Source organism: Methylobrevis pamukkalensis (assembly GCF_001720135.1).
GTDB classification, from domain to species: Bacteria; Pseudomonadota; Alphaproteobacteria; order Rhizobiales; family Pleomorphomonadaceae; genus Methylobrevis; species Methylobrevis pamukkalensis.
On the sequence record NZ_MCRJ01000102.1, the window covers coordinates 1 to 16,284 of the forward strand.

10 protein-coding genes and 2 pseudogenes are annotated in these 16,284 nt (G+C 67.6%); 7 read left to right on the forward strand and 5 right to left on the reverse strand.

Annotation, left to right across the window (positions count from 1 at the left end; genetic code table 11):
• Positions 1-372: 372 nt before the first annotated feature.
• Both ligA and A6302_RS15470 read left to right on the forward strand, forming a co-directional pair.
• A complete protein-coding gene (gene ligA / locus A6302_RS15465) occupies positions 373-2,535 on the forward strand; it encodes an NAD-dependent DNA ligase LigA (RefSeq protein WP_069307792.1) in 2,163 nt (720 codons plus the stop codon).
• Between the two features lie 307 nt (positions 2,536-2,842).
• Entirely contained in the window at positions 2,843-4,324 is a 1,482-nt protein-coding gene (locus tag A6302_RS15470; RefSeq protein WP_069307793.1) for a methyl-accepting chemotaxis protein, read from the forward strand.
• A 402-nt stretch (positions 4,325-4,726) separates the two neighbouring features.
• On the opposite strand, the pseudogene A6302_RS26250 reads toward A6302_RS15470, so the two are convergent.
• Positions 4,727-5,440, reverse strand: a pseudogene (locus A6302_RS26250) (HWE histidine kinase domain-containing protein); the annotation flags it as partial.
• Between the two features lie 381 nt (positions 5,441-5,821).
• Between A6302_RS26250 and A6302_RS23095 the strand changes: the two are divergent.
• Together A6302_RS23095 and A6302_RS15490 are read left to right on the forward strand one after the other, a co-directional pair.
• A complete protein-coding gene (locus A6302_RS23095) occupies positions 5,822-7,165 on the forward strand; it encodes a peptidoglycan-binding protein (RefSeq protein ID WP_210183351.1) in 1,344 nt (447 codons plus the stop codon).
• A gap of 210 nt (positions 7,166-7,375) precedes the next feature.
• Positions 7,376-8,299: a 50S ribosomal protein L11 methyltransferase gene (locus A6302_RS15490; RefSeq protein WP_069307797.1), complete on the forward strand. Its 924-nt coding sequence runs from the start codon at positions 7,376-7,378 to the stop codon at positions 8,297-8,299.
• A gap of 80 nt (positions 8,300-8,379) precedes the next feature.
• Here the strand turns inward: A6302_RS15490 and A6302_RS15495 are convergent, their stop codons facing one another.
• Both A6302_RS15495 and A6302_RS15500 read right to left on the reverse strand, forming a co-directional pair.
• Positions 8,380-8,595, reverse strand: a complete 216-nt coding sequence (locus A6302_RS15495) for a hypothetical protein (RefSeq protein WP_069307798.1) — start codon at positions 8,593-8,595, stop codon at positions 8,380-8,382.
• 378 nt (positions 8,596-8,973) lie between these two features.
• The gene (locus tag A6302_RS15500; RefSeq protein ID WP_069307799.1) at positions 8,974-9,288 is read right to left on the reverse strand and encodes a hypothetical protein; all 315 of its coding nucleotides are present in this window, start codon (positions 9,286-9,288) and stop codon (positions 8,974-8,976) included.
• A gap of 455 nt (positions 9,289-9,743) precedes the next feature.
• On the opposite strand from A6302_RS15500, the gene A6302_RS15505 reads away from it, so the two are divergent.
• The 3 genes from A6302_RS15505 to A6302_RS15510 all read left to right on the forward strand — a co-directional run bounded on the left by A6302_RS15505 (position 9,744) and on the right by A6302_RS15510 (position 12,519).
• Positions 9,744-11,570 carry an aminopeptidase P family protein gene (locus tag A6302_RS15505; protein WP_069307800.1) on the forward strand — a complete coding sequence of 609 codons (1,827 nt, stop codon included), beginning with the start codon at positions 9,744-9,746 and terminating at the stop codon, positions 11,568-11,570.
• Between the two features lie 308 nt (positions 11,571-11,878).
• Positions 11,879-12,097: a hypothetical protein gene (locus tag A6302_RS23100; protein WP_169833601.1), complete on the forward strand. Its 219-nt coding sequence runs from the start codon at positions 11,879-11,881 to the stop codon at positions 12,095-12,097.
• Positions 12,094-12,519, forward strand: coding sequence for a PRC-barrel domain-containing protein (locus tag A6302_RS15510; protein WP_169833602.1), 426 nt, complete (start codon positions 12,094-12,096; stop codon positions 12,517-12,519). The genes A6302_RS23100 and A6302_RS15510 overlap by 4 nt, the downstream gene beginning before the upstream one ends.
• Before the next feature lie 120 nt (positions 12,520-12,639).
• On the opposite strand, the pseudogene A6302_RS15515 reads toward A6302_RS15510, so the two are convergent.
• Together A6302_RS15515 and A6302_RS15520 are read right to left on the reverse strand one after the other, a co-directional pair.
• Positions 12,640-15,047 (reverse strand): annotated as a pseudogene (locus A6302_RS15515) (ATP-dependent helicase).
• A gap of 42 nt (positions 15,048-15,089) precedes the next feature.
• Positions 15,090-16,010, reverse strand: a complete 921-nt coding sequence (locus A6302_RS15520) for a TraB/GumN family protein (protein WP_083255823.1) — start codon at positions 16,008-16,010, stop codon at positions 15,090-15,092.
• Between the last annotated feature and the right edge of the window lie 274 nt (positions 16,011-16,284).

Here is a 16,284-nt window from a genome sequence, read left to right on the forward strand (position 1 = left end):
AAAGAGAAGTAAAAGCTTGTAGGGCGTCAGGAAGCTTGAAAGTTTGTGCAGGAAAAATATCAGGAACATGCAAACCAGGAGGCTTGCAGGACTGACGGATTGGCTGCGTTGCAGGGAATGTTCGCTTATAGGCATGCACAACCGCTTTCCGCGCCGGTTTCGGCGTCGTGAACTGGTCATAGCGGGGGATTGCCGGTCGAAGTGAAATGCATCTTCTGATGCATCTGAATATTTTCAGTATTCGCCAAAAGATGCGCTGCATGACCTCGGCTGTCAACATTCCAGTGTGTCGTAGCTGCCCCTCCGTCTCCCTTTTCTCGTCGGGCGCGTCCGCTATAGTCCGCCGGCCGAGATTCCCGATCCGAGGACGCCATGACCGAGACTGCCGCCGATCCGAAGTCCCTCACCGAAATCGAGGCGGCGGCCGAACTCGAGCGGCTGGCCCGTGAGATTGCCCGGCACGATGCGCGCTATCACGGCGAGGACGATCCGGAAATTTCGGACCAGGCCTATGACGCGCTGAAGGCGCGCAATGCGGCGATCGAGGCGGCGTTTCCGCAGCTGGTGCGGGCGGATTCGCCGTCGCGGCGGGTCGGCGCGGCGCCCTCCGAGGCCTTCTCGCAGATCGAGCATGCCCGGCCGATGCTGTCGCTCGACAACATCTTCGCCGAGGCGGACATCGCCGACTTCGTCTCCGGCGTGCGGCGTTTCCTCGGGATCGCGCCCGAGGCGGAGCTGGCGTTCACCGCCGAGCCGAAGATCGACGGCCTGTCGATGAGCCTGCGCTACGTGGACGGCCGGCTCGTGACCGCGGCGACCCGCGGCGATGGCACCACCGGCGAGAATGTCACCGCCAACATCCGCACCATCGCCGAGATCCCCGAGACGCTGCCGGCCGGCGTGCCGGAGGTCGTGGAGGTGCGCGGCGAGGTCTACATGGGCAAGGCGGCCTTCCTGGCGCTCAACACCCGCATGGCCGAGGCGGGAAGCAAGGTGTTTGCCAATCCGCGCAATGCGGCGGCCGGCTCGCTGCGCCAGCTGGACCCGAAGGTCACCGCCGCGCGTCCGCTGCAGTTCTTCGCCTATGCCTGGGGCGAGATGAGCGCGGTGCCGGCGGACACCCAGTATGGCATGGTTCAGACCTTCGCCGAGTGGGGCTTCCCGGTGAACCGGGAGATGACGCGCTGTGCGGGCGCGGAGGAGCTTCTGGCGGTCTACCGCCGCATCGAGGCGATGCGCGCCGAACTCGACTATGACATCGACGGCGTCGTCTACAAGGTCGACCGGCTGGACCTGCAGCAGCGGCTGGGCTTCCGCTCGCGCAGCCCGCGCTGGGCGACGGCGCACAAGTTTCCGGCCGAGCGGGCGACCACGATCCTGCGCGACATCGAGATCCAGGTCGGCCGCACCGGCTCGCTGACCCCGGTCGCGCGGCTGGAGCCGGTGACGGTCGGCGGGGTGGTCGTGACCAACGCCACGCTGCACAACGAGGACTACATCCGCGGCATCGGCCAGAGCGGCACGCCCATCCGCGAGGGCCGCGATCTCCGGATCGGCGACACGGTGATCGTCCAGCGGGCCGGCGACGTGATCCCGCAGATCGTCGACGTGGTGCTGGACCGCCGGCCGGCGGATGCCGCGCCTTACGTGTTCCCGGACACCTGCCCGGCCTGCGGCAGCCACGCGGTGCGCGAGGAGGGGGAGGCGGTGCGCCGCTGCACCGGCGGGCTCGTCTGCTCGGCGCAGCAGCAGGAGCGGCTCCGGCATTTCGTCTCGCGCGGGGCGCTGGACATCGAGGGCCTCGGCGACAAGCAGATCGCCTTCTTCTTTGCCGCCGACGATCCTGCCCTGACGATCCGCACCCCGGCCGACATCTTCACCCTGAAGGCGCGGCAGGAGGCGTCTTCGCTTGCCAAGCTGCGCAACCGTGACGGCTGGGGCGAGACGTCGGTCGCCAACCTGTTCGCCTCGATCGACGCGCGGCGCAGCCCGCCGCTCGCCCGCTTCATCTTCGGCCTCGGCATCCGTCACGTGGGCGAGACCAACGCCAAGCGTCTGGCCCTGCACTACGGCACCTTCGAGGCCCTGCGCGAGGGGGCGAGGCAGGTCGTGCGGCCGAGCGGCGAGCGCGGCGACAAGGGCAACGAGGCCTGGCAGGAAATGGTCGGCATCGAGGGCATCGGCGCGGTGGTGGCCGAGGCCGTCGCCGACTTCTTCGCGGAGGCGCACAATCTCGAGGCCCTCGACGCGCTGCTGGCGGAAGTGACGCCCGCGCCCGCCGAAGCGATCGCCGCCGTCGCCTCGCCGGTTGCCGGCAAGACGGTGGTCTTCACCGGCACGCTGGACAGGATGACCCGCGACGAGGCGAAGGCAACGGCCGAGCGGCTCGGGGCGAAGGTGTCGGGCTCGGTGTCGAAGAAGACCGACCTGCTGGTGGCCGGGCGCGACGCGGGGTCCAAGCGGGCGAAGGCGCAGGAGCTTGGCGTTGCGACCATCGACGAGGACGGCTGGCTGGAGATGATCCGCGGCCTGTAGGCGATCGGGCGGATGAGGTCGGGGGGAAAACATGGGATTCATCATCAAGAATGCTCGACATCGCGAGTATTTCCGCGATCCTGCGGTGGTTTTCGGTATTTTCACGTAGAAATACGCTGTCGCTGATCGGATACCTCGCATTCAATGCTTTTTGATCAGATGAAAAATGCCCCGTGATGACGAATTTGCAACCATCAGGCGAGGGGTCGCAACGTCACATTAAGAGAAACGGTCGATCATGGGTCGCATGCTGCACGTCGCACCGAGGGGGTGTGGCTGCGGCCGGGCGCAAACGGCGGTTTCACCCATGCTATTCACGAGTGGTCGGCAGGTCCGCGAATCTGCCTCGCTTCTGGCTGCCCTGAACAGGGTCCAGGCGGTCATCGAATTCGATCTCGACGGCAATGTCCTCAAGGCAAACGAGAATTTTCTCGGTGTTCTGGGCTATGGCCTCGCTGACATCGTCGGCCGGCATCACCGGATGTTCATGGACCCGGTGGAGGCCGAAAAGCCGGAGTATCGCCAGTTCTGGGACAGTCTGCGCAAGGGCGAGTTCCGGGCCGGGCAGTTTCGTCGTCTCGGCAAGGGGGGGCGGGAGATCTGGATCGAGGCGTCCTACAACCCGGTGTTCGACAGCCACGGCAAGCCCTGCAAGATCGTCAAGTTCGCCACCGACATCACGGCCCGCAAGGTGGAAGATGCCGAACGGGCGGGCCTCGTCGCGGCGATCGGCAAGAGCCAGGCGGTGATCTCGTTCAATCTCGACGGCACCGTGATCGACGCCAACGACAACATGCTGACGACGGTCGGCTACACGATCGAGGAGATCCGCGGCCGTCATCATTCGATGTTCGTCGATCCGGCCGAGCGCAACAGCCCGGAGTATCGCACCTTCTGGGACGCGCTGCGGCGCGGCGAATTCCAGTCCGCGCAATACCGCCGGCTGGGCAAGGGCGGCCGCGAGATCTGGATCCAGGCAACCTACAATCCGATCTTCGATCCCTCGGGGCGGCCCTACAAGGTCGTGAAATTTGCCACCGACATCACCCCGCAGGTGGAACTGCTCGGCAATCTCAAGGGGCTGATCGACCGCAACTTTGCCGAGATCGACCAAGCTGTCAGCCGCACCACCGCCGAGACGGCGACCGTGTCGCGCTCGGCGTCCACCAGCGCCGGAAACGTGCAGAGCGTGGCGGCCGCAACCGAGGAGCTGGCCAATTCCATCACGGAGATCTCGGCCAGCATGATGGCCTCGAAGGATGCTTCCGACGAAGCCTTCGAGAAGGTGACGTCCGCGACCACGCTGACGGGCCGTCTGTCCGACGCAACCGTGTCGATGGCCGGCATCCTTGGCCTGATTCAGGATATTGCCGCCCAGATCAACCTGCTCGCTCTCAACGCGACGATCGAGTCGGCGCGGGCCGGGGAGGCGGGCCGGGGTTTCGCCGTGGTGGCGCAGGAGGTGAAGAACCTTGCCAACCAGGCGGCGAAGGCCACCGAACAGATCGGCGCGGAGATCAAGGGCGTGCAGGCGATCTCGGGCGATGTGGTCAATGTGCTCGGGTCGATCCAGGGATCGGTCGGCCTGATGCGCAACCAGTTCGTGGCGACATCGGGCGCGGTCGAGGAACAGAGCGCCACCACGCGCGAGTTGTCCCAAAACATGCAGCGCATGGCCAATTCGGTCGGCGACATTTCCGAGAGCGTCAGTTCGATCGCCGCGGCGGCCTCGCAGGTCAGCAGCGCCGTGGCGCAGACGCGCCGGTCGGCGCAGGTGCTCGTCCGCTGATCCGGCGTCAGCCGCGATGGATCGTGCCGGCGGGGGCCACGATCTCGTAGCGCATGCCGCCGTCGGTGAATTCGATCCGGGCCTTGCCCTGGAAACTGGCCGGAACGAACTGGCCGAGCACCTTGGTGCCGAAGCCTCGCGGGAGGTGATGGGAGGGGATGGTGTCACCCCCGTTTCCTCCCAGAGAAAGCGGAAGATGGAGGGCTCGGCGTCGGAGTCGAAACCCCACCTGATAGCGACCCGTCCGCCTCTGGACAGCGCGCCATACTTGATCGCGTTGGTGATGAGTTCGTTGAGGGCGAGCGACAGCGACAGGCCCTTGCGCGGATCCAGAAGGCACGGCGTGCCCGAGACCTCGATCTGCTCGCTCAGCCGCATGTGAGGCTCGAGCGCCTTGTCCACGAGCTCGGCGATGCTCCACTCGCTGGTGCTTTCGGAGACGAGCAGCATCTGGATGCGGCCGAGGGCGACGAGGCGCTCGGAGAGGTCGTGGCGCGCGTCCTCGATGTTGGCGGCGTGACGCAGCGACAGGTTGGCGATCGCCTGCACCATCGTCAGCACGTTGCGCATGCGGTGGGCGAGTTCGCCGTTCACCACGGCGAGCTGCCGCTGCGCCATCACCGTCTGCGTGGTCTCGATCACCGTGTCGATCATCCCGACGACGGTGCCGTCCTCGTCCCGGATCGGGCTGAAGCAGAAGGTGAAGCAGGCCTGCTCCGGATAGCCGTGGCGATCGATCGTCACTTCGTAATTCTCGATGAAGGTCGATTCCCCTGCATAAGCCCGGTCGATCAACGGCTTCACATCGGCCCAGACCTCGGCCCAGACGTGCTTCCAGAGCCGACCGATGGCCGCCGGCTTGTCGCCGAGAATCGGCTTGTAGGCGTCGTTGTGGAAGGTGATGTGATCCGGGCCCCAGAGGAGCGCGACCGGAAAATGCGAAGCCAGCATCACGCCGAGCGTCGTTTTCAGCGCCTGCGGCCACTGCTCGGGCAGTCCGAGGGACGTGCTGGACCAGTCGAACGCGGCAATCTCGTCGGCGGCTTTGCCTCCGCCTGTCAGGAACGAAGGTCGTGCGCCCAATCGTGTCATCCTTGGATCATGTGATGACAGCATAGGGGAAAGCGCGCGGCGAGTCACGGGACGGGATGCTGCATCACGTACAATCACGGGTGGCCATGTCAGTCCGCCTGCGCGCACGGGCGAGCGGCGGTCGCCTTGCTACCCTGTCGGGAACATTCTATTCGCGCTTTCAGCCCGGGGTGTAGGATCGGCATCCGGCAACGACAGTTTTCGTCAGGGCGCGCCGCACATTCTCAAGTCCATTTTTTTCCCCAAGCGCCCCCTGCAAGCCATTTCCTGTTGCCGCAGCGGGAGGTACCGATGGCCGGGGTCAATTTCACCGCGTCCCTCAGGGATGAATACGACGAACTTTTCAGATCGGCAAGGATCAGGCCGGAACGGAAGGCCGAGATCGACAGTGTCGCAGCAAGGATCATGTCGCCCGTCAACTGGGCAAGATACCAGAAGATCGAAACCGGGATCGGCGTGCCGGCCTATGTGGTCGGCATCATCCACAGCCTCGAAGCCTCGCTCAACTTCAAGGGCCATCTTCACAACGGCGACCCGCTGACCGCCCGCACGAAACAGGTACCTGCCGGACGGCCGAAGCCTGGCACGCCCCCCTTCGACTGGGAAGAGAGCGCCATCGACGCGCTGACGCTCAAGAAGCTCGACCAATGGACGGACTGGTCCGTGGCCGGCATTGCCTATGTGCTCGAAAGCTACAACGGCTGGGGCTACCGGAAGCATCATTCCCATGTGAAGAGCCCCTATCTGTGGAGCTTCACCACGGTCTACGCCTCGGGCAAATACGTCGCGGACGGTACATGGTCCGACACCGCCGTCAGCAAGCAGTGCGGCGGCCTGGCGGTCCTGAAGGCCATGATCGACAGCGGGAGGGTGTCCCTGGCCGTGCCGGCTTCCCCAGAGGAGGACGACGAGGCCGTGGTGATCACGCCGCAGGTGATGACGGAGGAAGGCATCGCGCCGGCGCCGGTGGCGCCGCCGCCCTATCCCGGCCGGCTTCTGCGCCATGGCTCGCGCGGCGAGGATGTGCGGATGCTGCAGAGCCGGCTTCTCGCGCTCGGCATTTCCGGCGTCGGTATCGCCGACGGCGACTTCGGCGACAACACCGAGAACGCCGTGCGGCTGTTCCAGGCCCGGTCCGAGGACGAGGAAGGCGAGCCGCTCGGCGTCGATGGGGTCGTCGGACGCAAGACGTGGCAGACGCTGTTCGGCGGGACGGCCGACGCTGAGCCGGCACCGGCGATGGTGGCGTCGGGGATCGCCGGGCGGGCGCTGGACATCGCGCGGGCCCAGCTCGGCGTGCGCGAGGTGCCGCTCGGCTCGAACCGGGGGCCGATGGTCGACCAGTATCTCCTGAGCACCGGGGTGCCGCCGGGCCATGCGTGGTGCATGGCCTTCGTCTACTGGTGCTATGCGCAGGCGGCGGCCGAACTCGGCCTCGCCAATCCCATGCCGCGGACGGCCGGCGTGATGCGGTCCTGGCAACTGGCGAAGGACAGCGGATCGGCCCGGCTGCTGACGGCCGCGCAGGTCAAGGACAATGTCGCGGATGTGGAGCCCGGCATGGTGTTCTACATCAGCACCGGCGGTGGCCTCGGCCATACCGGCATCGTTGCCGATATCGTCGCCGGCAGGCTGGTGACGGTGGAGGGCAACACCAACGACGGCGGCTCGCGCGACGGCATCGGCGTCTTCATGCGCAGCAAGCGGCGGATCGACAGCATCAACCTCGGCTTCGCGGCCTTCGGCTGACGACACGGTCCGCCCCGGGCGTGGAGGCGCCCCGGGGCGGATCCTTGATCATCCGTCCCAACCGACCGGACGGACGCGGGGAGGGCGCGGCCAGGCGCGTTGTTCGGGAAGGCGTGCCGGCCGGCTGCCTCGCCGCCCCGGCGCGATTGACATCGGCGGCGGCGCGGTGTTCCTGCCACGCACGTCTCAACCGTCCGCGGACCGCCTGTCATGCCCCAGATTCACGCCCGCCTGCTTGCGGGCCCTGCCGAAGCCGAGCGGATCGCCGCGCTGCTGGAAGCCGCCCTCGGCGAAGACGTCCCGGTCGCGTGGTCCGAGATCGGCGACCCGGCGGAAATCGGCACCGACCGCGACGCGCTCTGGGCGGTCGACGCCTATTTCGACGACGGCGACCCGGCCGAGATCGAGGCGCGGATCAAGGACATCCTCGGCGGCGACGGCTTTGCCGCGCCCATGACCGTGGAGGCGCTCGCCGACATCGACTGGGTGTCGGAAAGCCTCAAGGGCCTCGCGCCGGTGGTGGCGGGGCGCTTCGTTGTCCACGGCGCTCACGACCGGGACAAGCTGCCGGCGGGGGCGATCGGTCTGGAGATCGAGGCGAACCAGGCCTTCGGCACGGGCCACCATCCGACGACGTGGGGCTGCCTCGTGGCTCTGTCGCGGCTCGTCCGCCGCCGCCGCTTTGCGGCCGTGCTCGATCTCGGCACCGGCTCCGGCGTGCTGGCGATCGCCTATGCCAAGCTGACCGGCAACGCCGTGCTGGCGAGCGACATCGATCCGGTCTCGACAAGGATCGCGGTGGAAAACGCCGCGCTCAACGGCGTCGGCCGCAAGGTGGAGGGGGTCACCGCCGAGGGCTTCCGGCATCCGCGTCTGGCCGCCGGGCGCTTCGACCTCGTGCTCGCCAACATCCTCGCCGGTCCGCTCAAGCGACTGGCGCCGGAGATCCGGGCCCGGGCGATGCCGGGCGCAACCGTTGTCCTCTCCGGCCTGCTCGCGTCGCAGGCGGCCGAGGTCGACGCCGCTTTCCGCGCGCAGGGGTTCCGCCGCGAGGCGGCCTTCGTGCGCGAGGGCTGGGCGACGCTGGTGCTGTCGCTGCGCGCGCACCGTCCGACGCCGTGGTGGGCGGACTGACGCCTCAGGCGCGGCGATGTCGGGCGCGCACCTGCCGGATCCTCAGTCCTGTCCCACGGCTGAGAAGGGCCGCGCGCTGATCACCACTGCGACCCGTGGCGCAGCAGACGGCGGATCCGGTCCTCGTCATAGCCGAGCGAAGCGAGGGTCTCGGCGTCGAGCGCCGAGAGATAGCGGCTGGAGATCCAGTGGGCCTGGCGCTCGCGGGCGCCGAGCATGGCTTCGAAAGTGCGGCGGAAGATGCCGCCGCCAAGGCGCCGGGTGGTCGGACGAGCCGGGTCGGTGCGGGTGGACATGGTGTCATCGTCTCGCATCGGGCACGGGACCCGGCTTTGCCGGGCACGCGGAAGTCACACTGGAGCGGATCCTGTCTGGACCCGCCGGTTCTTCCTCCCGCGCACATCGCAAGATCGTGGTGACGCCGGGTCTCCTCCCGGCGTGTTCCCGACTGCAGCGCCGACGTCGAGCGTGCGCTGCAAAATTTGATGTTGCGCTGCGAAATACTACCGGTGGCGCGGGGCGATGGGAACCGCGTTCTGGACGCGCCTGTCCTGCGCCGGCCGCATTGCACCAGCTTTCGGCACCTGTCGGTCTGGACATCTGGGCCCGGCAACCCGGGGCGGGTCATTCCGGACCAGATGGGCGGACAGGGGCCTGGCGCGGCCCCGACTCCGTCAGCTGTGGGAGATGGCGCTGGCGATGGCCTGACGCTGCTCGCCGTTGGTGAAGTCCATCAGCTGCCAGAATTCCCCGTCGGCGATCTCGTCGGCAAGCGCCATGAAATCGGCGGCCGCCAGCACCGAGCAGAGAACCGCCTTTTCTCCCTTGCTGAGCGAGGCGGCGAGCCGCTGGATGTCTTCCGATGACGATCCGGCGCGATCCATGATGGTGGTGAATTCGTCCCAGGTGGTGCAGGAGGAAATGTCGAAGCCGAGGCGCTCGCAGATGGCAGCTGCCGGACCGGTCTTGAAGGTCTTGAATTCGATCATGTCTCCTCCTCGGAGTTCTTTTCGCGCCCCTTGGCGGGGCGTCCGTTCATTACGCTACGCAAGGCACCGGCTGCCGGTTTCAAGGCACGGCAAATTTTTCAACGCACGTTGAAGGCTGGCCGGACAAGAGCTTCGACCAGCCAACCCCGTATCGCAGCCTCGTATACGTCCCTCATACATGGGGCAACGGGGAAAATGTAACAAGTAGGGGCCTTCGACGCGGATCCGTCTTTTCGGGGCGTGACCTGTCTCCGGCAGCAGACGTTGCCGCGGTTCCGGAGCTTCATTCTCCGTTTACTTTGATTTCATGAAGGAATCGCGCGTTCGGCGGACAGCCGCGGAGCCACGCGGGAGGAGGCTCCGCGCAAGGCCGGCTTGACCGGAGCGGGAGCGTGCCGTCTTCTGGTCGCCCGGCGCGTGCCGGCATCTTCCTCTCTCGCTGGCGGCGCCATTCCATGTTCCAGGACTTCGAAAGCAGATCCGACCCGAGCCACGGCCCGGAGCGGCTGGCGAAACTTCGCGCCGAGCTCGCGCGGCGGGGGCTGGACGGCTTTCTGGTTCCGCTCGCGGACGAGTATCAGGGCGAATACATCCCGCCGTCCGCCCAGCGCCTCGCCTGGCTCACCGGCTTCACCGGGTCGGCCGGCCTGTGCGCGGTGCTCGCCGACCGGGCGGCCGTGTTCGTCGACGGCCGCTATACGATCCAGGTCCGCGGCCAGATCGACCCTGCCGCCTTCGAGGCACGCCATCTCGTCGACGACCCCGTCTCCGGCTGGCTTGCTGCGGCCCTGCCGAAGGGCGCGCGCCTCGGCGTCGATCCCTGGCTGCACACGGTCGCCGAACTGCGCCGGCTGGAGGCGGCTCTGGCGGAGGCCGGCGCCGACCTCGTCCGGCTGGCCGACAACCCGCTCGACGCGGTGTGGACGGACCGGCCCGCGCCCCCACTGGGCGCGGTAAGCCTTCATGCCGACGCGCTCGCCGGCGAGACAGCAGGGGACAAGATCGCACGGATCGGCAAGGCCATTGCCGCGGCCCGGGCAGATGCCGCGGTGCTGACCTCGACCGACTCGATCGCCTGGACCTTCAACATCCGCGGCAGCGACGTCGCCCATACGCCGGTGCCGCTCGCCTTCGCCATCCTGCGGGCAGACGGGCGGCCGCAGCTGTTCGTCGACGGCCGCAAGCTGTCCAACACCGTGCGGGCCGGGCTGGAGGCGATTGGCGATGTGGTCGAGCCGGCCTCCTTCGCGGGGGCGCTGGACGGGCTGGGACTGTCCGCCGCCCGCGTGCTGGTCGATCCGAAGGCGGTGGCCGCCGCCATCGCCGACCGCCTCATCGCGTCGGGCGCGCGTCTCGTCGAGGGCGACGATCCGGTGGTGCTGCCGAAGGCGACGAAGAATGCGGCGGAGCTTTCCGGCACGCGCACGGCGCATCTGCGCGACGGCGCGGCGATGGTCCGGTTCCTCGCCTGGCTCGACGCGAACGCGGCCGAAGGCGGGCTCGACGAGGTGGCGGTCGCGCGCAAGCTGGAGGAATTCCGTGCCGCGACCGGGATGCTGAAGGAGATTTCCTTCGACACGATCTCGGCGGCGGGGCCGCATGCGGCCATCCCGCATTACCGGGTGTCCACCGCCTCGAACCTGCCGCTGCGGCGCGGCGAGATCTTCCTGATCGATTCCGGCGCCCAGTATGAGGACGGCACCACCGACATCACCCGCACGGTGATCGTGGGCGAGCCCACCGCGGAGATGCGCGACCGCTACACCCGCGTGCTGAAGGGCATGATCGCGATTTCCATGGCGCGGTTCCCGAAGGGCACGACCGGCGCCCACCTCGACGTGCTCGCCCGGCAGGCGCTGTGGAGCGCGGGGCTGGACTTCGACCACGGCACCGGCCACGGGGTCGGGGTCTACCTGTCCGTGCACGAGGGGCCGCAGCGGATTTCCAAGGCGAGCCATGTGCCGCTGCTGCCGGGGATGATCCTCTCCAACGAGCCCGGCTATTACAAGGACGGCGCCTGGGGCATCCGCATCGAGAATCTGGTGATCGTCACCGAGGCGGCGCCGCTGCCCGGCGGCGAGCGGCCGATGATGGGCTTCGAGACGCTGACCTTCGCGCCGATCGACACGCGGCTCGTCGAGCCGTCGCTGATGACCGACGCCGAGATCGGCTGGCTCGATGCCTATCACGCCGAGGTTGCCAGCCGGGTCGGGCCGCTGGTCGAGGATGCGGACGCGCTCGCCTGGCTTTCCGAAGCGACCCGGCCGCTCGGGCGGCCCTGAACGGCGGGCGTGCCATGGCGGACGAGGGCCGCTTTCAGCATGGCGCGCGGGCGGCATCCGTCGCTTCTCCGGCGGCCTCTCGCTCAGGCTCCCTGAGCAACGCCGCCCCTGGCCTCGTCCCGGTTTTCGCGGAACCTTTCATCTTTGACCGTGTTTATCGATCAGACGGACGCGACGCTCCGACGCATGTGTAGTTTCACAGTCGTTGGAAATTGTGCCGCTCTGAAAGGCTGCGGGCTTCATTGCTTCTACTTGTTAGACAGCGAAGGGCCGGCAGCTTCAAGATTGATGAATATGGGAGAAAGATCATGAAGACTCTGATGACCGCTACGGCCGTTGCCGCCATGCTCGCCATGACCCCGGCCATGGCGCAGAACGCCCCGGCCACCCAGGATCCGATGGCGCCTCCTGCGGAGATGAACAGCCCGTCCGACACCACGACCCCGTCCGAGACCACGCCGTCGGCCACGCCGGATGCGGCGACCCCGCGCCGGGCATGGGTGCGACCTCGACCGATTCGGCGATGAAGCCGGCGAGCGACGAGATGTTCTACGGCGAGCAGATGACCGGTGAGGTTCTTGCCAGCGAACTGATGGGCGAGAGCATCTACAACAGCCAGGACGAAGGCATCGGCGAAGTGACCGATGTGATCGCCACCGAGGACGGCCAGATCAAGGCGCTCGTCGTCGGCGTGGGCGGCTTCCTCGGCATCGGCACCAAGGATGTCGCGGTCAACTACGACAAGTTCGTCGTGGTCTCGGACAACGAGAACACCACCCGCGTGGTCCTCGACACCAACCGCGAGTCGCTTGAATCCGCTCCCGAATACGTGACGCTCGCCGAGAAGGCTGCCGAGCAGCCGATGCAGCCGAGCACGGGTTCGGCCACCACCGACACCCCGGCCACGACCGCGCCGGCCACCGGCACGACGGGTACGGTGACGCAGTAAGCTGCGTCTGGCCTCCGGGCCAGCTGACAGTCGAACAGGCAGACGTGAGCAAGACTGGCCCTGTACCGGAAGGTGCAGGGCCATTTTTTGTGCGTCGATGCCGCCGCGCGAACGCGCCGGTCAGCCGTTCCGGACGAAGCTGTCGACGACCTTCTTGCGGCCCGCCTTGTCGAAATCGACCGTCAGCTTGTTGCCGTCGACCGAGACCACGTCGCCGTAGCCGAACTTGTCGTGGAAGATCCGGGCACCGGAGACATATTTCGGCTCGCCGCCGACGACCGAACGGGCGATCAGCTCGCCCTCGATCATCTTCGGACCGCTGCGCATCGGCTGCGCGCCACCGGCGTTCGCCGCGCGGTTGGCCTGCGCGCGCTGCCAGCCGGGGGTGTCGTAGCTCGACGAGAAGCTCTGGGCGCGGTCGAAGCGGCTCGCGCCATAGGCGCCGTAGTTGCTGCGGCCATAGCCGCCGTAACTCGCGCCCTGTTCCACCACATCCACATGGGCAGCCGGCAGTTCGTCGAGGAAGCGCGAGGGGATCGACGACTGCCAGGTGCCGTGGATCCGCCGATTGGAGGCAAACCAGATCGTCGCGCGCTTGCGCGCCCGGGTAATGCCGACATAGGCGAGGCGGCGCTCCTCCTCAAGGCCGGCGCGGCCGGTCTCGTCGAGGGCGCGCTGGTGGGGGAACAGCCCTTCCTCCCAGCCGGGCAGGAACACCGTGTCGAATTCCAGGCCCTTGGCCGAATGCAGCGTCATCAGCGACACCGCCTCGGCGTTGTCGTTGGCGTCGCGGTCCATCACCAGCGAAATGTGTTCGAGGAAGCCGGCGAGCGACTCGAAGTCCTGCATGGAGCGGATCAGCTCCTTGAGGTTTTCCAGCCGCCCCGGTGCCTCGGCCGAGCGGTCGTTCTGCCACATCTCGGTGTAGCCGCTCTCGTCGAGGATCATCTCGGCCAGCTCGGTGTGGGGGAGGGCGTCGATCTGGCCGCGCCAGCGCTCCAGCGAGGCCATCAGCTCGCGCAGGCCGGTGCGGGCCTTGCCCTTGAGCTCCTCGGTCTGCAGCAGCGTCAGGGTCGCCTCGGTCAGCGGCACCCGGTTCGGCCGGGCGTAGGCATGCAGGATCTGCACGGTCGCGTCGCCGATGCCGCGGCGCGGCGTGTTGACGATCCGCTCGAAGGCGAGATCGTCGGCCGGCTGCAGGACGACGCGCAGATAGGCCAGCGCGTCGCGGATCTCGAGCCGCTCGTAGAAGCGCGGGCCGCCGACGACGCGGTAGGGCACGCCGAGGGTGACGAAACGGTCCTCGAACTCGCGCATCTGGAACGAGGCGCGCACAAGGATGGCGATCTGGTCGAGGCTCTGGCCATTGCGCTGCAGCCGCTCGATGTCGTCGCCGATCGAGCGGGCTTCCTCTTCGGAATCCCAGGCGGCGGCGACGCGCACCTTCTCGGCGTCCGGATCGGTGCTGTCGGTGAACAGCGTCTTGCCGAGCCGGGCCTCGTTGTGGGCGATCAGATGCGAGGCGCTGGCGAGGATATGGGTGGTGGAGCGGTAGTTGCGCTCCAGCCGGATCACCTTGGCGCCCGGAAAATCCTTCTCGAAGCGCAGGATGTTGTCCACCTCGCGCCGCGCCAGCCGTAGATCGACTGGTCGTCGTCGCCGACGCAGCAGATGTTCTTGGATCCCTGGGCGAGAAGCCGCAGCCAGAGATACTGGACGACGTTGGTGTCCTGATACTCGTCGACGAGGATGAAGCGGAAGCGGCCGTGATAGTCGGCAAGCACGTCCGGATTGTCGCGCAGCAGGCGCAGGCCTTCCAGCAGCAGGTCGCCGAAGTCGACCGCGTTCAGCACCTTCAGGCGGTCCTGATAGGCGGCATAGAGCTCGCGGCCGCGGCCGTTGCCGAAGGAGCGGGCGTCGCCCTCGGGAATGTCCTTCGGCGACAGGCCGCGGTTCTTCCACGTGTCGATCAGGCCGGCGAGCTGGCGCGCGGGCCAGCGCTTCTCGTCGATGCCTTCCGCCTGGATCAGCTGCTTCATCAGGCGGATCTGGTCGTCGGTGTCGAGGATCGAGAAATCCGAGCGCAGGCCGACGAGTTCGGCGTTGCGGCGCAGCATCTTGACGCCGATCGAGTGGAAGGTGCCGAGCCAGGGCATGCCCTCGACCGCGCCGCCGACAAGGTGGCCGATGCGCTCCTTCATCTCGCGGGCAGCCTTGTTGGTGAAGGTCACCGCGAGGATCTGCGAGGGGAAGGCCCGACCGGTGGCGAGGATGTGGGCGATGCGCGTCGTCAGCACCCGCGTCTTGCCGGTGCCGGCGCCGGCCAGCACCAGCAGCGGCCCGTCGAGGGTCAGGATCGCGTCACGCTGCTCGGGATTGAGATTGTCGAGATAGGCGGCCGGCCGGGCGGCGCCCATGGCGCGGGCGGCGATCGAGCCGGGTCTCGGGCCAGACTGGGGGCCGGACCGGAGATCGGCGTTGGCGTCGTCCCGATGGGCTCCGGACGCGGGGGTCGGATGATTCTGCATCGGGCGAAGATAGTGCATCGCCGGCGCAGAGGGGAGGGCCGATCACTTTATGTTCGGCCGGCTTTCCCCGGTCAGATCCACGCGGTCGACCGTGATGCCCTTCTCAGCCAGAAAATGCTGCAGGCTGTCCGGTCCGGAGAGGTGGGCGGCGCCGACCGCCACGAAGGTCGCGCCCGCGCCCTTCATGCGGGCCGCGATCTGGTCCGCCCAGTCGCGGTTGCGATCGGTCAGGAGACGGCGGCGGAAGTCAGGTCCGGCGGTGCCCATGCTCGCCATCAGGATCCGGGAGAGATTGTCCTCGTCGCCGCTCAGCCAGGCGCCGGTCATGTCGTCGAAGATCTCGCCGACACCCTCGGCCTGGTCGAGGACGGACAGCAGCATGGCGATCTCCTCCTCCTCGCTCTGGCCGGCGAAGATCTCGAACTGCTGGCGCGCGGTCTCGAAGCCCTCCACGGGCTTGTCCGCGATGACCGCAAGGCGCAGGAGCTGGAGGTCGGCGCCCTGGTCGCGGTAGCCGGCGTTCTGGGCGGCGATGCTGCTCAGGGTGACGGCGGCAAGCCAGGGGCGCAGCGGATCGAGGGTCGGGAAATCGGCGCCGAGATCGGCGGCGACCCGCTTCACATAGGCAAGGTCATCGGGGGAAAGACGCTGCGACAGCGGACGGTCGGGGCTGGTGCCGAGGGTGGCGATCACCGACAGCATCGGCGAGCGGATGTCCGCCTCGAGGATCAGTTCGTCGGCGTGGTCGAAACGGGCGCGGATCTCCGGCGTCAGCCAGGCCGTGCCGGGCTTCAGCACGTGGATGGTGCCGAGGATGTAGACCGTGCTGTCGTCGTCGCGGGCCACCCAAAGCGCCGGCTCGGCGGCGGCCGGCAGCGCCGGCAGGACGAACGGCAGGGCCAGCGCAAACCGGCGCAGCAGGCGCCAGGGCCGGAGGAAATGCCCGAACTCGAAACCCATCATCGCGGTGTTCCCCGGATGGCAATGCACCTGCAAGATGTGGCATGGCGGAAAAGTGTTGTCGAGGCGATGGTGGAGCGTGTCCGTGAGACACCCTCTCGGACGAGCTGAAGGCAGGGCCGGGCACTGCACAGCTCAGCCGGAGACGATGGCGCCCGTGCGCCCATCTTCGCTGTCGCGCGCTATTGAGGCAGCGTCAGTCTTGCCGGCCCGTCCTTATCTGAGCAGGGCCGCTGGCAGGCCGTCACGTCCGGCGATGCAGGTCACATCTGCGGAG